Raw genomic sequence first — 16,058 nt, 5'->3', positions numbered from 1 at the left:
TGGAGGGTGACGTGCAGCATTGGTGGCTGCCGGAATCCGGCCTGGGCATTCGCACCCGGATCTCCGACGACCGCATCTGGCTCGGCTTTGTCGTCAAGCACTACGTCACAGTCACCGGCGATACAGCGGTTCTGCGGGAGGAGGTGCCTTTCCTGGAAGGACCGGCGTTGGCCGAACATCAGGGCGAGGCGTTCTTTTCGCCGGTGATCAGTGACCGCCACGCGACGCTGTTCGAGCATTGCGCACTGGCGTTGGATCAGAGTCTCGCGGTCGGCACCCACGGCCTGCCACTGATAGGTACAGGTGACTGGAACGACGGGATGAACCAGATCGGGGAGCAAGGCAAAGGGGAGAGTATCTGGGTCGGCTGGCTGCTGATCGCCACACTGACCGCATTCGCCGATCTGGCAGAAAGCACGCGAGCGGCAGCCTGGCGGCAGCATGCCGCGGCGTTGCGTGAGGCGCTGGAACGGGACGGCTGGGATGGTGACTGGTACCGTCGCGCGTTTTTCGACGATGGGACGCCGCTGGGCTCGGCACAGAACGATGAATGCCGCATCGACTCCATCGCACAGTCCTGGAGCGTGATCTCTGGCGCCGCCGATCCGGTCCATGCCGTCCGCGCGATGGCGGCAGTGGACCGGGAGCTGGTCCGGCATGATGACGCCTTGGTGCTGCTGTTCACCCCGCCATTCGACAAGACCGCGCTTGAGCCTGGATACATCAAGGGCTATCCGCCCGGCATCCGGGAGAATGGCGGGCAGTATACCCATGGCGCGATCTGGTCGATCATCGCTTACGCGATGCTGGGTGATGGCGATAAGGCGGGCGAGTTGTTCTCGCTCATCAACCCGATCAACCACGCGTTGTCGGCGGACGCGGCGCGTCGCTATGCGGTCGAGCCTTATGCCATTGCCGCCGATGTCTACTCGGTGCCGCCGCACGTGGGGCGCGGCGGATGGACATGGTACACCGGCTCCGCGGGTTGGATGTACCGAGCAGGTGTGGAGCGGATTTTAGGCTTGCGCGTGCAAGCTTCGGAATTGATCCTGGATCCTTGCATCCCCCGAGCGTGGCCAGGCTTCGACCTGACGCTCCGGCATGGAACCGCTCGGTACGTGATTCGGGTGGAAAACCCGTCTGGCGTCAGTCGGGGCGTTGCCCGTGCGGAACTGGACGGGACGGCACTTGCCGGAACCAAGGTCCGCTTGGTCCTTGTGGACGACGGTAAGTTGCACAAGCTGCTTGTTACCCTCGGCTGACCGGCATGCTTCGCGGAAAGGATCAACCGCAACGGGTTTACGAGCAGGCGCAGGAGGCGATCGGCTGCGTCTTCAAAGCGGCCTGGTTTCGGATACAGACCGTTTTGCCGTGGTTATTGCGAACGACTGCGTCGGGTGTCCTGGCCACTTGAAGCGCGGGTGGTTGGGACACGTTCAGAAGAGCCGAGCTGACGCCGCCGGTGCTATTTGCTGTCCGGAGTCAGGTCTTCGCCCCAACGCAGGAACAAGCCCACATCGCCCGGCTGGCCACCCGGAAAGTCGAGGACGCTGGCAGACAGCTCGAACCCACGCGGTTTCAGTGTCTCATGCCATCGCTGATAGATTTCCGCAGCCTCCCCGCGAAGGGTTTCTGGCCAGGTGTCATTGGGAGGATTATTGATCGCACGCGAATCGTCCGTGCAAAGCCCACTTGGGAAGCGCAGCAAAAGATACTGCTTCTCGCCGTGCTGCGCCGCTTTTCGCGCGGCACCGACCAACCCTTCCCACTCAGCATCGCTCATTTTGTACTGACTCAAGGTTTCAACCTGCCCCTGTCGAAGTGCGACAGTCGCACGCTTCGCATCTTCCTTGAGCTGGGTCGCGGCAGCTTTGAAAGCCTTCTCAAATCTTCGGAACGAATCGGCCTCAGGCTGAGACGGGTTATCATCGGCCATGCTATCCTCCATGAATAACGCTCAACCGGAACCAAATACAGCGGCGCATTCAGGCGTGACAGGGCTGCTACCTAACGTAGGTCTCCCGCCCACGCCGATGCACGCGTCAAAGTCAATGGCTTTGCTGAATGCGTCCAACGTCTGCACAATCTTTTTGTATACGACAAACTTGCCTTCAATTAGATGGCGCGCTGTCGGGGACAGGCTCGGTCTGAGCGAATGGCGCCAGGGCGGCACCTTTCGTATCCGGGCCCGTAAGCAATGTGCTCCCGACGGCGATAGCCAGCATGATGACGACCAAGACCACCGGTGTCCATCGTGGCCATGTCAAAGGAATGGGTGTTGCGGCGTTCGACTGATTGGGCTTGATTACCTGCGTCGGCAGCAACTTACTCAGCCGAGTGGCGGTTTGGCGGGCATCGCGAAGTGCCCGCGGCGGCAGAGGCATCTGTTCGATACTACGGGCCAAGCGGTCAATAATGTCCGGCCTGGGCAAGCTCACCCACTGTGCAGCTTGTCCCCAGGGATCCTCACCAAGGCGAGCAAGGACAGAGAGAACGGTGAGCGTCGATCCATTGGACTGGACCCCCACCTCGGCGAAAAGAAATGAGTTCAGGCCGTTGTCTTTTAATGCAAATACATCGGTTCGGCTCATGCTGAAATCCTGCTATGCTTGACGGTCGCCGCGCTTCTGGGGAGCCTCTTGTCACTATAGGGTCCGCCTGATTTCAGGCACAGCATCGGAAACTACCCATGCCGCCTCGCTTGCCGAGCTCCGCGCAGTTTCCGTCTCTGACCGCACCACGATCCTTCGACTGATCGAGCGGAGCGACCAGAACCGGGTGTGATATTGGTTTCGCCCTGGCGGCGGAAAACACAGCGCGGCGCGAACGGCCTGAGTGAGGTCCCATCGCCAGGACCGTGGATTAGATCAGCCCGAAACCGTGCTTCGGCACCGCAGGATCAACCTGCGCGTGGATGACGCTTCACTTCGGCAACCGCATTCGCCAAGTTCCTGTGGCAGTAACCCCATAGAAAAACTGGCTGATCTGGGTGCATGTGATGCCATATTTGGCCATCTCCTCCACTGCTTCGTTGCCGAGATCCGTGTCACTTCGGTTAGCAGTTCCGGCATCATGTTGAGCCTCTCCACTGAAGAACAATCGCGGTGTCCCCCCTCAGTGCAGCTTCCCCTTGTCACGTCGCCGTTCGATAGCGTCGGCCGTGACTTCTTCAGAAATGCTTGCCAGGGTCGCCTCGACCGCCTGCGGTGAAGCGTCCCTTCCCGGCGAAGCAGTTCGGCGAAAGGCTTCGCGCCGCGCCGCATCGGCGGCCCTCGCCTGTATGACCTGCTCGTCGCGGATATCGTCGTTCATGCTAGTCCTCCCTCGCTGGGCTTTCCGTGTTTATTGCACCCAACGCCACCGAGCACGCCGGCGATACCGGCGAGCAGCAAACCATTTCGCTGACTGTTCATTATCGTGAGCACCAGCCTGCTCGCCGCAGCTCATCCAGCCATTGCTTCTCGCGCTGATTAACTCTGGTTGAGACGTACGCTCTATCGAGCGACCTAACCACGTGCCTGGTGATTGCGACGTAGGCGCGTCGGTGTTGGAGCCTTAAACCCGAGCCTCAGCGGGTAGACGCGCGACTGCTGGAGCCGATGGCGGATCATAAATGTCATCAGCCCAGATGTGCACCGTACCTGTCACACTCTCTGGCCTTATGGCGAAAATGCTGGCGGCAATCCCTTCGATCCGGGCGCGCTCTTCTACGAACCGGCGCAACAGATCGCCGGATGCAATGTGGTGGCAGCCGTTAAGTTCTTGCAGCGCGGCACGCGAAATCCCGCAAGCGACCGGCCTTCCTGCGATCTCGATCTCGAACAGGACGCGGCTACCATCCCAACGCGATCTTGTGACTGACCGCGCCTCTTGACGATATTCATTGCTATTGGCGATGTTCATAGAGGTACCCTTTCAGGGCACGATTCGACGAGTACATGCTGTATTCGGAGTGGCGTTCAAGCCATGATCCTGCTTCCAAGCAGAAACCGCCGAGAAGTGCTAAAACCACTTCTCTTCAAAGCCGAAAGCTACCGCGATGCTCAACGCCATTTACATTGGGCCGGACATAGGCAGATACAACCCTTGCGGCCGTATCATTCACCTGTTCAAAGGGCTCACTGGACGATTTGTTCATATGTGGATGGCCCCCTCCTCGCAAGATGCTTGCAGTGCTTTGATCAGATCGCTTGCGTTCATATGTCCGGCCTGTTGATGCGCTCGCACATGAACGCTGGCCAAGATGGTTTCCGCGATGAGAGTTCCAAACAAAACTCCGACCTCATAGAGGGCCATTGAACATATCGGAGTGTCTCGCGTCGTGGATCGATTCGATCACACCATCTGCTCCTCATCTTGCAAGTTCCGGCATCAGCTCAGCACGGTTGCTGTGCGGTTGCTTCCCATGTCTGGCCAATTTCTAGGCCGCACCCACCAAGGCGGCAGCGGATTTCGCGCTGTAAGCTTCCCCTGTCAGCATCATCTTCCATGCGATGCGCGCCGTCTTGTTGGCCAGCGTCACGGCAGCCAACTTCGGTGGCTTGCGCTTGAGAAGTTCGGTCAGCCAGGGCGACGCCTTGCCGCTGCGTTGAGCATGTTGGATCACGGCGGTCGCCCCGAGCACCAGAACGCTGCGCAATGCCTCGTCGCCGGCGCGCGTGATGCCGCCAAGCCTGACCTTGCCCGCGGTTGAATGATCCTTTGGCATCAAACCAATCCATGCCGCGAACTGGCGGCGGGAGTGGAATTGTGTTGGGTCCGGGGCCTTCATTCTCAGCAGCGCCGCACCAACCGGCCCGATGCCAATCTGCGAGCTCGGCCTCGACCTTGCTGATTTGCGCCTGCAACTGCTCATATTCCTTGGCCTGGCCGGCGAACAGCTCTCGTGCCAAGGCGGGCAGGTTCTCATCCGCCGGGTGTCGCGTTGTATCTAATGCAGCGACTCGCGCATAAGATGCATTTTTACTGCACCTTATTTGCAATAGTTTGGGGGGAGTGAATCGACGTTCGTTTGATACGCCCACGTCAACATATGCCTCGAATTGGTATACAAGCCATCCAGATCTGGTTTCTTCCGATCACTCCCTTTGCTCAAGTTTCGGGGGCACTTTGTCGCATATAAGGTGCAAAAAATCGCCGATTCTGTTGCGGGATTAGCTGCAGCGTCGCAAATTAGGTGCGCAAAAAAACCAATTATTTTCAATCCAAGACCGTTGCAGCAATAGCTACAGCGCGACAACCGAACTGTGGTCCCGGCTGCTGCTGCCGGCCGATGCGCCGGCCGCGCGCGCGGCTGTCGAAGAAGCCGAAGCACTGCGCCGACAGTTGCTCGACCGGGCGCAGATGCGAGCCGCGGCCGACTGGCTCGAGCGGCGGATGCAATTGGGCCGTGACGCCTTTCGCAGAGGTCGGCCGGAAGTGTCTGCGGCCGGCCGCGGCGGCGACCTCACCGATTTGCTGCGGGCTTGCCTGCCGGCACTGCAGGTGCCGGACGAGCAGGCGGTCGCGCTCCGGCCTCGGCGACTGCCGCTGTGGACCGCCAGCGACGCGCTGGGACAGTTCGTCCGGTTGTTGGCCACGTTGCCGGACGGCGGTCCGCTCGCCGCTTTCCTGCCTCCGATCCCCCTGGATGCGCCATCACGCGCGCTGCGTTGCCGCGCGGCTGTGGCCAGCACTCTAATCGCCGGCCTGGAGCGAGCGCGCGACGGCGCTCTGTTGCTGGAACAGGAGGCCGAGTGGATGCCCATTCGGGTCAGCCGCCGGGCGGACGGCGGTCCCGCCGACACTTTTGTACAGATTTCTTGACCGAGGGATCCGTCATACCCTCGGTCCATCGCCAGTTGCACGTGCGATGCCGTGCGCTTGGCCGCGCACGTTGACGTTGCTGCAGCTGGCCAGCGTGATGATCCGATGTCGTGCCGACCGACTTGACCGACGAAACCAACCCCGAAGGCTTTACGCGGTGAAGCGACAGTGCGGGTTTCGAAGAAGATACTATCTCGAACACGGCTCCGCCAGGAAATTTGCAACAGAACTTCCGGATAGAGAAGGCCACCAAATTGGGTGCCGATTCGTGGTCTCTGATTGACTCCTCTTCGGGGACGCCTTCCTGCTCTGGGAAAGAGGCAACCCCACGATGCTAGGTCCCCGAAAACTCGACTACTTCGTCACCGTTGTGGACAGCGGCTCCTTCTCCAAAGCGGCACGCGAGCTGAGAATGGCTCAACCTACCCTCAGCCAACAGATCGCGTCGCTCGAGAGCGATCTCGGCCGGTCGCTTCTGGTACGCGGTGCCCGTGCCGTCATGGTGACGGAGGCGGGGCGGGTGCTCTATCGCCACGCGCAACTGCTTCGCAGGCAGATGCGGCAGGCGGTGGAGGACATACACAACGCCGGCGAAAGCGGTGTCGGCGGGGTCTCGCTCGGTCTGGCCACATGCGGCGCGGCGGCGACCCTCGCACTGCCGGTGTTGGCTCGAATGCTCGATCACCACCCGGAGCTGCGCCTTCAGATCAGCGACAACTTCGCCGGCGTATTAAGCGAATGGATCATGAGCGGTCGCATCGATCTAGCGATGGTTTACGGCATAGGACCGGTGCATGGCGTCCGGTTCGAACCGTTGTTCCATGAGGAACTCTTCCTGATCGCGCCGCGTGATTTCCCGTGTGTGCCGCGCGATGGCCGCCTGTCGCTGCAGGCGCTGCGGGACGAACCGTTCATCCTGCCCAGCGCAGTTCACTTCCTGCGGCCGCTGATCGAGCGTGCCTGCCTGGCACAGGGCTTCCGACCCCGCGTGGTGGCCGAAGTCGATTCATTGTCGGGCTTGTTGGAGACACTGCGGCACGGTCTGGGCGTCACCATCCTGCCACGCGCGGCGCTGGAACACGAGACCGGATCGGGGGGCTTCTCGATCCTGGCCCTTGGGCCGGACCGGATCGAGGTCCCAGTGTCACTGTGTGTGTCCGACCATGTGCCCATCACGCCCGCCATCGAAACTGTCGCCCGAGTTATCCGGACGCTGGTGCGCGAGAAGCTGGAGGTCGGCGTCTGGCATGGCGTCCGGCCGCGGGTTGATCCGGCTTACGCGAGGGCTGCGCCGGCGTAAGCCGCGCCGCGATCACCTGCCCGAGCGTCAGCGCCAAACCATGGACAACGCGGGCGGCGGTCGAGGGCTTGTCCTGTGTGGTCACGCAGAGCGAGAGCGTGATGTGGATGTCCGGCTCACCGAAAGGCCGCACCAGCAGCTTGTCACGCCTAGCCAGGTCCACCGCCACGGAACGGGGGGCCACGATGGCGCCGAGGCCCATCCGCGCGGCACCGGAAAGGGTCTCGAACGACTCGATTTCGGCGATGAGGCGGGGGCGGACCTGGGCGGCGCTGAACACGGCGTCGGCAAGCTGGCGCAGCGCATGGGATGCTCCGGGGAGTAGCACGGGGATGTCGCGCAGATGCGCTGGTTCCCAGGCCGTCGGGATATCCCCCAGTATGCTGACATGCCCAACCAGCAGCAGTGGTTCAGACAGCAGCGCCTCATAGCGCAGGCCGGGGCGGGGGACGATTTCATAGGTAAACGCCATGTCCATGCGCTCCAGGAGCAGGTCTGCGGCGAGCACACCCTCGAAATTCTCGTTCACGTGGATCAGAATATCCGGATACTTCTCTCGCACAGCGTGCAGCAGCGGCTGGATCAGCGCACGGGCCGGGCTGTGCGGAGCGATGCCGATCGTCACTCGTCCGGCCGGTGCCCCCGATATGGCGCGCACTTCCGCCCTGGCCTCGTCCAACTGTCGCTCCAGCATCCGGGCATGCCGATAGACCACGTGCCCGGCGGGGGTCGGCGTGACCCCGCGCTTGCCGCGCAACAGCAATGGCGCCCCGTAATGCCGTTCCAGCAACAACAGATGCTGACTGAGCGCGGGCTGGGCGATGCGGAGGGATTCCGCCGCCCGCGTGATGCTGCCGGCATCAATTACCCGAACCAGGAAAGCCAGTCGTCGGAGGTCCATCGCCACCTCGTCGTGGAAATCCACCTATAGAGACCTTCTATAGCAGCAGACCGCATTCGTCTTTGTGCATAATCCAGCAGGCACCTACCGTCACGCTAGAACGCAGGATTGGCTGGTTCGGACCGAGGCGTGAACCGGCTTGTCGCACCGAAGGAGTGGTTGCCATGCCGACGCTGACCCGCCGCCAGTTCGCCGCCCTGACCGCCTCTACGATCCCCTTTTCTGCACTGGCACGACCGGCGCGCGCCCAGGTTGCCGGGAACGGCGGTCCGTTGAAGATCGGTCTGATTGTCCCGTTGAGCGGCCCGTTGGCCCGGTTTGGCGGCTTCGCCTCACACGGCGCGGAACTTGCGGTGAAGCAGATCAATGCCGCCGGCGGCGTCAACGGCGCGCCGATCGAATTGATGCGTGGCGACAGCCAGGGAACGCCGGTTGAAGCGGTTTCGGCGGCTCGGCGGGTGATCTCCGACGACAAGGTCCAGGTGATACTGGGCGATATCGCCAGTTCCGCCACTATCGCGCTGCAACCGGTTGTCGAGGACGCACACGTCATTCTGCTGAACGCCGCTTCGTCCAACCCCGATATCACTTACAAGGCCGGCGTGGGTGGCTACAAATGGTCCTTCCGATCCTACCCGACAGACGAACTGCGGGCGAAAGTCATCCTGCAATTCGGCGCGGAACAGAAACACTTCACGCGCTACGCCGTGCTGTCGGTGGATAGCGATTTCGGTCGCGGTGCCATCGCGTTTTCCAAGAAGTATTTGCCGCAATTCCACGGCGAGATCCTCAGCGAAGACTACTACAAGGACGATGAAACCGACTTCAGGCCTGTGCTGTCCCACATCAAGTCGCTCAACGTGCAGGGCATTCTGAGTTACGGACTTCCGGACGCCACCCGTTTGATCGTACGTCAAATCCTGGAACTCGGGCTGGCCGGCAAAGTCACTCTGCTCGGTAGCGGCGAGTTCACCTATCCCGACACGATCAAGGTCTCACCCGCCGTGCTGAACGGTGCGGTCGAGGCCGCCGCCTGGGCGCCCGACCTCGACAATCCGCGCAGCCTGCAGTTTGTCGCGGACTATCGGACGGCGTACGGCACCAAGGAAGTGCCGAACGTGCATTCCTACACGCATTGGGAGGCCGTCTATCTGCTGGCGGCCGCCGCGAAGGCCGCGGGCGGAACCGAGGGTTCGGCGTTGCGGTCCGCGCTGGAAGCCATCGACTACGACGGCGCTACGGGAAAGATTCGTTTCGACAGTCATCATCAGGCCGAACTGCCGATGTTTATCTACGAAGTAGAAGGCGGCAAATCGGTCGAGAAAGGCGCCTTCATCGCCAAGGTCGAATACCCGGCATGAGATCGCACGGCACGACGTCTGGAGGCACTCCGCTGTGTTGACCGACGCTGTCGTCAACGGGATCACGGCCGGATCGGTCTACGCCCTGGTGGCGGTCGGGATGACGATCATCTTCGGTGTCCTGCGGGCGATCAACTTCGCGCACGGCGAATTCTACATGCTGGGCACGTTCGGTGCGTGGTGGGGGATCGAAACACTCGATCTGCCCTATATCGTATCGATCCCGCTCGCCCTGATCATCGTGGCGGCGATCGCGTTGGCCGTCGGCGTGCTGGTGATGAAGCGGCTGATCGACCAGCCGTTCCAGATCGGCATCGTGGCGACCCTGGGTGTCTCCCTGGTCTTGCAGAACGTGATCATCCTGATCTTCGGCGGCGCATACAAGATGTTCGACGGCGGCTGGATCGAGCCGGTGGAAATCCTGGGCATCAGCCTGTCGGAACAGCGTATCCTGATCGTGGTGGCCGCACTGGTGATTTTCGGATTGCTTGAGTTGATGGTCCATCGCACCCGCTTCGGCAAGACAATCAGGGCGGTCTCGCAGAATATCGAAGCCTGCAAGGTTGTCGGGGTGAACGTTCCGGTGGTGGTGATCGGAACGTTCGTGCTGGGCTGTACCCTGGCCGCGCTGTCGGGCGTCCTGACGGCGCCCGTTACCGTCAGCCTGTATGGCGGCATGGGCACGTCCATCACGGTGAAAACCTTCGCGATCATCGTCATGGGTGGGGTCGGTAATGTCAGCGGCACGCTGTTCGCGGCGTGGATACTGGGCCTGATGGAAAGCTTCGTCGCCAGTTATCTGGGTTTGCAGTTCCGCGATGCGGTCGCCTTCACCGCGCTGATCGTGGTGCTGACCTTGCTGCCGGGCGGGCTGTTCAGCAAGCGGGAGCGCTTCTGATGGCCATGACCGGCGTCAACGTCCATGGCAGCTATATCTATGCCAATCCACGCCACGGCCTGCGCGCCGCGGGGTTTGCGGTGCTGGTCATTGCCCTGGCGGCGGCACCGCTAGTGGCCGGCGACTATCAGCTTCATGCGTTGATCGTTTCCATGACGTTTTTGCTGCCGGCGCTGGGGCTGAACCTGATCCTCGGCTATGCCGGCATGCTGTCGTTCGCGCAGATGGCGTTCTTCGGTATCGGTGCCTACAGTTCCGCGCTGACAGCGATGCGATGGGGCACGCCATTCTGGCTGAACCTTGTTGTTGGCGGCCTGGCCGCCGGTATCGTTGCGGTACCACTCGGCATTCCAGCACTGCGGCTGCGGCGCTATTCGTTCGTGATGTGTACGCTGGGCTTCGCGGTGATCGCTCAGACAATCGCAAAAAACTGGATCAGCGTGACCCGGGGCGATCTGGGGCTGTCGCAGGTGCCGCGTCCCCGCATCGCGCTGTGGAACGGCGGATTCGAAATCACCAGCATCACATCCTACTACTACCTCGCCTTGGTCCTCTCGGTGCTGGCGGTGCTGGCGTTCCTGACACTCGTGTCCTCCGCCGCCGGACGCTACATGATCGCGATCCGCGAGGATGAGACTCTGGCCGCATCCGTCGGCACGCCGACCTGGCATTACCGGATGATCGCCTTCGCACTCAGCGCGGTGTTCGCCGGGGTGGGCGGCAGCTTCTACGTCCACTACTTCACGGTGATTTCGCCAACGGTGTTCGATCCATTCTATGCCAACACCGTTCTGGTCATCGTGCTGGGCGGTGGCGTGGGCACGGTCGGCGGCGTGGTGTTGGGCAGCTTCCTGTTCGTCGCGGTATCCGAGGCGCTGCGGATCGCCCCCGACCTCCGCATGATCGCCTACGGCCTGTTGCTGATCGTCATCGTGTTCGCCTGCCCGGAAGGCCTGTTGCCGCTGTTCATACGAAAAATACGTTTTGGAGGAGGCACGCATGTCCCCTGACCCTCTCGCGGCTCTGTCCATCCGCGGCATCGAGAAGCGATTCGGGTCGATCGTCGCCGTGGCGGGCGTCAGCGTCGATATCAAATTGGGTGAGATCTGCGGCCTGACCGGTCCGAACGGATCGGGAAAATCCACCTTGTTCGATTGCTGCACCGGATTGCAGAAACCAAGCACCGGCCGGGTTTACGCGCAGGGGCTGGATATCACCGGCTGGGACATGCATCGCATCGTCCGGGAGGCGCGCGTCATCCGCAGTTTCCAGAAGGCCGTGGTGTTTCGGGCACTGAGCGTCGAGGAAAATCTGGTGTTGTGCGGCCAGATGATCGCCTTTCAGGGCATGGCGTCGACCTTCGGCGTCGGTCCGGCCAGCCGGCACCGCGTGCGGCGGCTGCGGGAACAGGCGGGACACCTGCTGGAGCTCGTGGGTCTGTCCCACATGCGCCACGCCACGGCGGGACAAATCTCTTTCGGTCAACAGAAGCTGCTGCAATTCGCGTCGATGCTGATGCCGGAGCCGCAGGTCATTCTGCTGGACGAACCGATGGCGGGTGTGAATCCCATCCTGATCGACCGCATGATGGAAAACATCAATCGAGCCAACCAGGAACAGGGGATCACGTTCGTGGTGGTCGAACACAACCTCGATGCCATGAAGGCGCTGTGTCATCGCCTGTTGGTGCTCAGCCGTGGTGAACTGATCGCCGACGGCACACCGGACGCCGTGGTGCGCGATCCGGCGGTGGTGGAGGCTTACCTTGCTGGATGATCTCAGGGGGGCTCCGGCGCTCGACATTCGCGATCTCCGAGCCGGCTACGGGCCGCTGGAGATTATTCGCAGCCTCAACCTGACCGTCGAACCCGGCGAATTCGTTGCGCTAATGGGCCCTAACGGCGCCGGAAAATCCACGCTGCTGAAGACGATTTTCGGCATGGCGACGATCACCGGCGGTTCGATCGGCTGGGATGGGCGGAACGTCGCGGGCATGACGCCGCGGCGCATCCTGGGGGCTGGGATCGCCTATGTGCCGCAGGGGCGCTGCAATTTTCCGCTGATGTCGGTGGATGAGAATCTGGACATGGCGTCCTACGCGGTTCCCAAGGGCAACCTGAAGGCGGACCGCGACCGCATCTACGACCTGTTCCCGGTCCTGCATGAACGCCGGCGCCAGCCGGCCGGCAATTTGTCGGGTGGCGAACAGCAGATGCTGGAAATGGGCATGGCCATGCTGATGCGGCCTCGCCTGCTGCTGATCGATGAACCTTCGGTCGGCCTGTCGCCGCAGTCGATTCAAAAGGTATTTGACGAATTGGTCGCCATCAACCGGGGCGGCTGCACGATCCTGCTGGTCGAGCAGAACACGCGCAAGGCCATGCAGGTCGCCAGCCGGGTCGCCATTCTGCGGCTGGGTGAAGTCATCTGGACTGGTCCGCCGGCCGGAATCACGTTCGAAGAACTCGGCGCCATCTTCATGACCGGTGAACTTCCGCAGCGCGCGCGTAAGACAGAGGACAGCGATGAAACTCGCCTTTGATACCGGTGGCACGTTCACGGACCTGGCGCTGCTCGACGATGCCGGCGTGGTGCATCCGCACAAGGTGCTGAGCACGCCGGACGATCCATCGCGTGCCGTGCTTCAGGGTATCGACGAACTGCTGGCCATGTGTGGGGGCACCGGTCGGGATGTGACGGCGATCTTCGGCGCGACCACGGTCGTTACGAATGCGGTGTTGGAGCGAAAAGGTGCCGTCACCGCCCTGATCACCACCGACGGGTTCCAGGATATCCTGCGGATTCGCACCGAAGGCCGTTACGATCTGTACGACCTGAAGCTGCAGTTCTCCGAACCGTTGGTGTTACGCCAGAACTGCTTCGGTGCCAAGGAACGCGTGTCTGTGGACGGCACGATTCTGCGGCCGCTGGACGAAGCGGGCATCACCGGGCTGGCGGACAAACTGAAAACGCGCGGTATCGAGGCGATCGCCGTCTGCCTGCTGCACAGCTACCGCTATGGCAACCATGAGGCACGTATCCGAACATTGTTGCAAACGCGTCTTCCCGGCGTCAGCGTTTCGTTATCGTCCGTCGTGTGCCCCGAAATCCGTGAATATGACCGAGCCTCCACGACCGTTGTGAATGCCTATACGCGCCCGCTGATGGCCGGCCATGTGAAGCAGCTCGAAGGTGAATTGGCACAGCGGGGCACTGGCCAATTGCTGTGGATGACCAGCAGCGGCGGCGTGGTGCCGGGCGTCGTCGCCAGCACACTGCCGGTCCGCATGATCGAATCCGGCCCGGCCGCCGGTGTGGTTGCATCCGGCGAATACGCGCGTCGCAGTGGCGACGCCAACCTGCTGTCCTTCGACATGGGCGGCACCACGGCGAAACTGTGCATGCTGCTGGACGGTGAGCCCCGTATCGTGCCGGAGTTGGAGGTCGCGCACGCTGCGCGCTTCCGCAAAGGCAGCGGCCTGCCGTTGAAAATCCAATCGGTGCAGATGATCGAGATCGGCGCTGGCGGTGGCAGCATTGCCTCGGTGGGCGCACTCGGCTTGCTGGCGGTGGGGCCGCGCAGCGCGGCCGCCGCGCCTGGCCCCGCCTGTTATGGCCTGGGTGGCGAGGAACCGACCGTCACCGACACCGATCTGGTGCTGGGTTATCTCGCCGCGCCGGTTGCCGTCGATGTGGCGTCCAGCGTGCCGCTGTCGTTGAACGATTGTTCGGCGGAACGGCTTGATGTCATCCGAAGCGGACTGGTGCGCGACGCGACCCCGGCGATCGAGGCGGCTGGCCTTTCGTCCGGCGACGTCAAATACAGTTTCTCGGCGGATATGCGCCATGTCGGTCAAGGCTACGAGATCAACATCCGCCTGCCGGCCCTGGAAGTCGACGAAGCGCGCTTCAAGGCCGAAGTCGCGGAGGCGTTCCGGAAATCTTACCTGGCGCTTTACGGCCGCTCTGTCGTCGGCACGGGTATCGAGGTCATCACTTGGCGCCTGCGTGCCAGCGGACCCGTGGGCGAGGTCGGATCCATCCACGCACCACCGCGCGCGGACGGCAACGGCGAAGCCCTGCGTGGATATCGTTCGGTGTATTTCTCCGAAGCCGCGGACACGCTGCGCACGCCGGTCTACGACCATTACATGTTGCGTCCGGGGCAGTCGATCGCCGGTCCCGCGATCGTCGAGCAGCGTGAATCCACCGCCGTGATTGGACCCCGCGGCAGCGCCACGCTCGACGCCCGGTCCAACCTCGTCATCACGCTGAGCTGAGGGAAGCCCTACCATGGAAATCGACTTCAACGATCCGGTCGCGCTTCAGGTGATGTGGAACCGCCTGGTCTTTATCACCGACCAGGCCGATCTGGCCCTCGGGCGGACCGCGTTTTCCCCCATCGTGCGGGAGAATCATGATTACGTCACCGTTCTGATGGATCCGGACGGCAACGCGCTGGCGCAATGCACGCTGGCGATCCCGGTGTTCATCTCCACCCTGCCGATGGCGGTGAAGGAGCATTTCTTTCGTGTCCACCCGCCGGGAACATTGAAGCCCGGCGACGTGCTGGCGACCAACGATGCGCGTATCGGCACCGGTCATCCGCCGGACTTGGTGATGGTGACACCGATCTTCCATCAGGGCCGGATCGTCGCGTACGCGGGTTGTATCGCGCATTTGCCCGACGTCGGCGGACGCCCGCAATCGCCGGATTCCGTCGATGTCTTCGAAGAAGGCATCCGGTTGCCCATCCTGAAGTTCTTCAACGAGGGCGTCATTAACCAGGATGTGTTCGATATCATCGCCTCGTCTTCGCGGCTGCCTGAGGAGGTACTGGGCGACATCAACTCGATGGTCGCGGCGAACGAGGTGATGCGGCGCGAGGTCGTGGGATTCCTGGAGGAATACCGGCTCGACACGCTGACCGATCTGGCAAGGGCGATCTACTCACGGTCCGAGGACTACATGCGGCGCGCCATCCGCGAGGTGCCCGACGGCGTGTATAGAGCCGAAATGAAACTGGACGGCGTGAATGAGGACGTCACTCTGAAAGCCGCCGTCCACGTCATTGGCGACCGCATTCACGTGGACTACGCGGGAACGTCTGGCGAGGTGGAAAACGGCATCAACGTCGCACCGCATTATCGCATCGCGCACAGCCTGTATGCGCTGAAATGCCTGCTGGACCCGACATCGCCGAATAATGAGGGCTGTGCGATCCCCTGCACGGATGAGGCGCCAGAGGGGTCGATCCTCAACCCGCGCCCGACCGCGGCGGGGGCGGCGCGCAACCTTGTGGGTCATACGATCCCCAGCTTGATTTTCCGGGCGATGGCCGAGGTGCTTCCCGACCGTGTTCAGGCAGACAGTGGTGGGGCCCCGATCTGGGGCATCAACTGCACCGGTGTACGTGCCAACGGGCAACCGTTCAGCAGCATCCAGAATTTCCATGGCGGTCAGGGCGGGCGGTCAGGCTTGGATGGCAACGATACGTTGAGCTTTCCGTCAAACTGCAAGGTCACGCCGGTCGAAATCTATGAACGCTCCGTCCCAGTAGTGATCGAAAGTAAGGAACTGATCGCCGATTCCGGAGGGGCGGGGGAATATCGCGGCGGGCTTGGTCAGCGGGGCGTGATCCGCAACATCTCCGGTGCGCCGATGAGCATTTATATGAACACCGAACATGTGAAATATCCGTGTTTTGGGGTGCTGGGTGGATCCGATGGCGCGCCGGGCCGGGTGGTCCGCGGCAATGAACCGGCGCCGTCCTAGGGGCGCGTCGTTCTGCAG

At 62.1% G+C, this 16,058-nt stretch carries 15 protein-coding genes and 1 pseudogene; 10 read left to right on the top strand and 6 right to left on the bottom strand.

All coding sequences use genetic code 11. From position 1 onward, the window contains the following. On the top strand, positions 1 to 1,262 hold a 1,262-nt coding region (locus GSQ89_RS29215; protein ID WP_371734302.1), incomplete at its 5' end, for a GH36-type glycosyl hydrolase domain-containing protein. 203 nt (positions 1,263 to 1,465) lie between these two features. On the opposite strand, the gene GSQ89_RS29210 is transcribed toward GSQ89_RS29215, so the two are convergent. The 5 genes and pseudogenes from GSQ89_RS29210 to GSQ89_RS29190 all read right to left on the bottom strand — a co-directional run. Continuing rightward, entirely contained in the window at positions 1,466 to 1,936 is a 471-nt protein-coding gene (locus GSQ89_RS29210; protein ID WP_158931643.1) for a hypothetical protein, read from the bottom strand. A gap of 175 nt (positions 1,937 to 2,111) precedes the next feature. Next, complete coding sequence (locus GSQ89_RS29205; protein ID WP_158931642.1) at positions 2,112 to 2,591, bottom strand: hypothetical protein; 480 nt, start codon at positions 2,589 to 2,591, stop codon at positions 2,112 to 2,114. A 523-nt stretch (positions 2,592 to 3,114) separates the two neighbouring features. Further along, the gene (locus GSQ89_RS29200; protein WP_158931641.1) at positions 3,115 to 3,312 is read right to left on the bottom strand and encodes a hypothetical protein; all 198 of its coding nucleotides are present in this window, start codon (positions 3,310 to 3,312) and stop codon (positions 3,115 to 3,117) included. Positions 3,313 to 3,555: 243 nt separating this feature from the next. Continuing rightward, a complete protein-coding gene (locus GSQ89_RS29195) occupies positions 3,556 to 3,903 on the bottom strand; it encodes a DUF1488 family protein (RefSeq protein ID WP_158931640.1) in 348 nt (115 codons plus the stop codon). A 468-nt stretch (positions 3,904 to 4,371) separates the two neighbouring features. Next, positions 4,372 to 4,922: pseudogene (locus GSQ89_RS29190) on the bottom strand (transposase); the annotation flags it as partial. A 496-nt stretch (positions 4,923 to 5,418) separates the two neighbouring features. On the opposite strand from GSQ89_RS29190, the gene GSQ89_RS29185 reads away from it, so the two are divergent. Further along, positions 5,419 to 5,805 carry a hypothetical protein gene (locus GSQ89_RS29185; protein ID WP_158931639.1) on the top strand — a complete coding sequence of 129 codons (387 nt, stop codon included), beginning with the start codon at positions 5,419 to 5,421 and terminating at the stop codon, positions 5,803 to 5,805. A gap of 331 nt (positions 5,806 to 6,136) precedes the next feature. Beyond that, on the top strand, positions 6,137 to 7,105 hold the full coding sequence (locus GSQ89_RS29180; RefSeq protein WP_158931638.1) for a LysR substrate-binding domain-containing protein: 969 nt from the start codon (positions 6,137 to 6,139) through the stop codon (positions 7,103 to 7,105). Here GSQ89_RS29180 and GSQ89_RS29175 read toward each other — a convergent pair. Continuing rightward, entirely contained in the window at positions 7,008 to 8,006 is a 999-nt protein-coding gene (locus GSQ89_RS29175; protein WP_158931637.1) for a LysR substrate-binding domain-containing protein, read from the bottom strand. The genes GSQ89_RS29180 and GSQ89_RS29175 overlap by 98 nt on opposite strands. Before the next feature lie 164 nt (positions 8,007 to 8,170). On the opposite strand from GSQ89_RS29175, the gene GSQ89_RS29170 reads away from it, so the two are divergent. From GSQ89_RS29170 to GSQ89_RS29140, 7 genes are read left to right on the top strand one after another with little or no spacing between them, the layout of a single operon-like run. Beyond that, positions 8,171 to 9,367 carry an ABC transporter substrate-binding protein gene (locus GSQ89_RS29170; protein ID WP_158931636.1) on the top strand — a complete coding sequence of 399 codons (1,197 nt, stop codon included), beginning with the start codon at positions 8,171 to 8,173 and terminating at the stop codon, positions 9,365 to 9,367. Between the two features lie 37 nt (positions 9,368 to 9,404). Beyond that, positions 9,405 to 10,265 carry a branched-chain amino acid ABC transporter permease gene (locus GSQ89_RS29165; RefSeq protein ID WP_216856464.1) on the top strand — a complete coding sequence of 287 codons (861 nt, stop codon included), beginning with the start codon at positions 9,405 to 9,407 and terminating at the stop codon, positions 10,263 to 10,265. Further along, the gene (locus tag GSQ89_RS29160) at positions 10,265 to 11,275 is read left to right on the top strand and encodes a branched-chain amino acid ABC transporter permease (RefSeq protein ID WP_158931634.1); all 1,011 of its coding nucleotides are present in this window, start codon (positions 10,265 to 10,267) and stop codon (positions 11,273 to 11,275) included. The genes GSQ89_RS29165 and GSQ89_RS29160 overlap by 1 nt, the downstream gene beginning before the upstream one ends. After that, complete coding sequence (locus GSQ89_RS29155; protein WP_158931633.1) at positions 11,265 to 12,041, top strand: ABC transporter ATP-binding protein; 777 nt, start codon at positions 11,265 to 11,267, stop codon at positions 12,039 to 12,041. The genes GSQ89_RS29160 and GSQ89_RS29155 overlap by 11 nt, the downstream gene beginning before the upstream one ends. Beyond that, a complete protein-coding gene (locus GSQ89_RS29150; RefSeq protein WP_216856463.1) occupies positions 12,031 to 12,807 on the top strand; it encodes an ABC transporter ATP-binding protein in 777 nt (258 codons plus the stop codon). The genes GSQ89_RS29155 and GSQ89_RS29150 overlap by 11 nt, the downstream gene beginning before the upstream one ends. Then, entirely contained in the window at positions 12,791 to 14,545 is a 1,755-nt protein-coding gene (locus tag GSQ89_RS29145; RefSeq protein WP_158931632.1) for a hydantoinase/oxoprolinase family protein, read from the top strand. Before GSQ89_RS29150 ends, GSQ89_RS29145 begins: the two co-directional genes overlap by 17 nt. Positions 14,546 to 14,558: 13 nt before the next feature. Next, positions 14,559 to 16,040, top strand: coding sequence for a hydantoinase B/oxoprolinase family protein (locus GSQ89_RS29140; RefSeq protein ID WP_216856462.1), 1,482 nt, complete (start codon positions 14,559 to 14,561; stop codon positions 16,038 to 16,040). The last annotated feature ends 18 nt before the right edge of the window (positions 16,041 to 16,058 follow it).

The sequence above is a fragment of the Acidisphaera sp. S103 genome, assembly GCF_009765975.1.
GTDB lineage: Bacteria > Pseudomonadota > Alphaproteobacteria > Acetobacterales > Acetobacteraceae > Rhodopila.
This window is presented reverse-complemented; position numbering and strand designations above follow the sequence as displayed.

What these genes read in the sequence shown, in the direction of transcription:
- GSQ89_RS29210 (WP_158931643.1), bottom strand. Translation starts at nt 1,936, where the DNA reads ATGGCCGATGATAACCCGTCTCAGCCTGAGGCCGATTCGTTCCGAAGA.
- GSQ89_RS29205 (WP_158931642.1), bottom strand. Translation starts at nt 2,591, where the DNA reads ATGAGCCGAACCGATGTATTTGCATTAAAAGACAACGGCCTGAACTCA.
- GSQ89_RS29200 (WP_158931641.1), bottom strand. Translation starts at nt 3,312, where the DNA reads ATGAACGACGATATCCGCGACGAGCAGGTCATACAGGCGAGGGCCGCC.
- GSQ89_RS29195 (WP_158931640.1), bottom strand. Translation starts at nt 3,903, where the DNA reads ATGAACATCGCCAATAGCAATGAATATCGTCAAGAGGCGCGGTCAGTC.
- GSQ89_RS29180 (WP_158931638.1), top strand. Translation starts at nt 6,137, where the DNA reads ATGCTAGGTCCCCGAAAACTCGACTACTTCGTCACCGTTGTGGACAGC.
- GSQ89_RS29175 (WP_158931637.1), bottom strand. Translation starts at nt 8,006, where the DNA reads ATGGACCTCCGACGACTGGCTTTCCTGGTTCGGGTAATTGATGCCGGC.
- GSQ89_RS29170 (WP_158931636.1), top strand. Translation starts at nt 8,171, where the DNA reads ATGCCGACGCTGACCCGCCGCCAGTTCGCCGCCCTGACCGCCTCTACG.
- GSQ89_RS29160 (WP_158931634.1), top strand. Translation starts at nt 10,265, where the DNA reads ATGGCCATGACCGGCGTCAACGTCCATGGCAGCTATATCTATGCCAAT.
- GSQ89_RS29155 (WP_158931633.1), top strand. Translation starts at nt 11,265, where the DNA reads ATGTCCCCTGACCCTCTCGCGGCTCTGTCCATCCGCGGCATCGAGAAG.
- GSQ89_RS29145 (WP_158931632.1), top strand. Translation starts at nt 12,791, where the DNA reads ATGAAACTCGCCTTTGATACCGGTGGCACGTTCACGGACCTGGCGCTG.
- GSQ89_RS29140 (WP_216856462.1), top strand. Translation starts at nt 14,559, where the DNA reads ATGGAAATCGACTTCAACGATCCGGTCGCGCTTCAGGTGATGTGGAAC.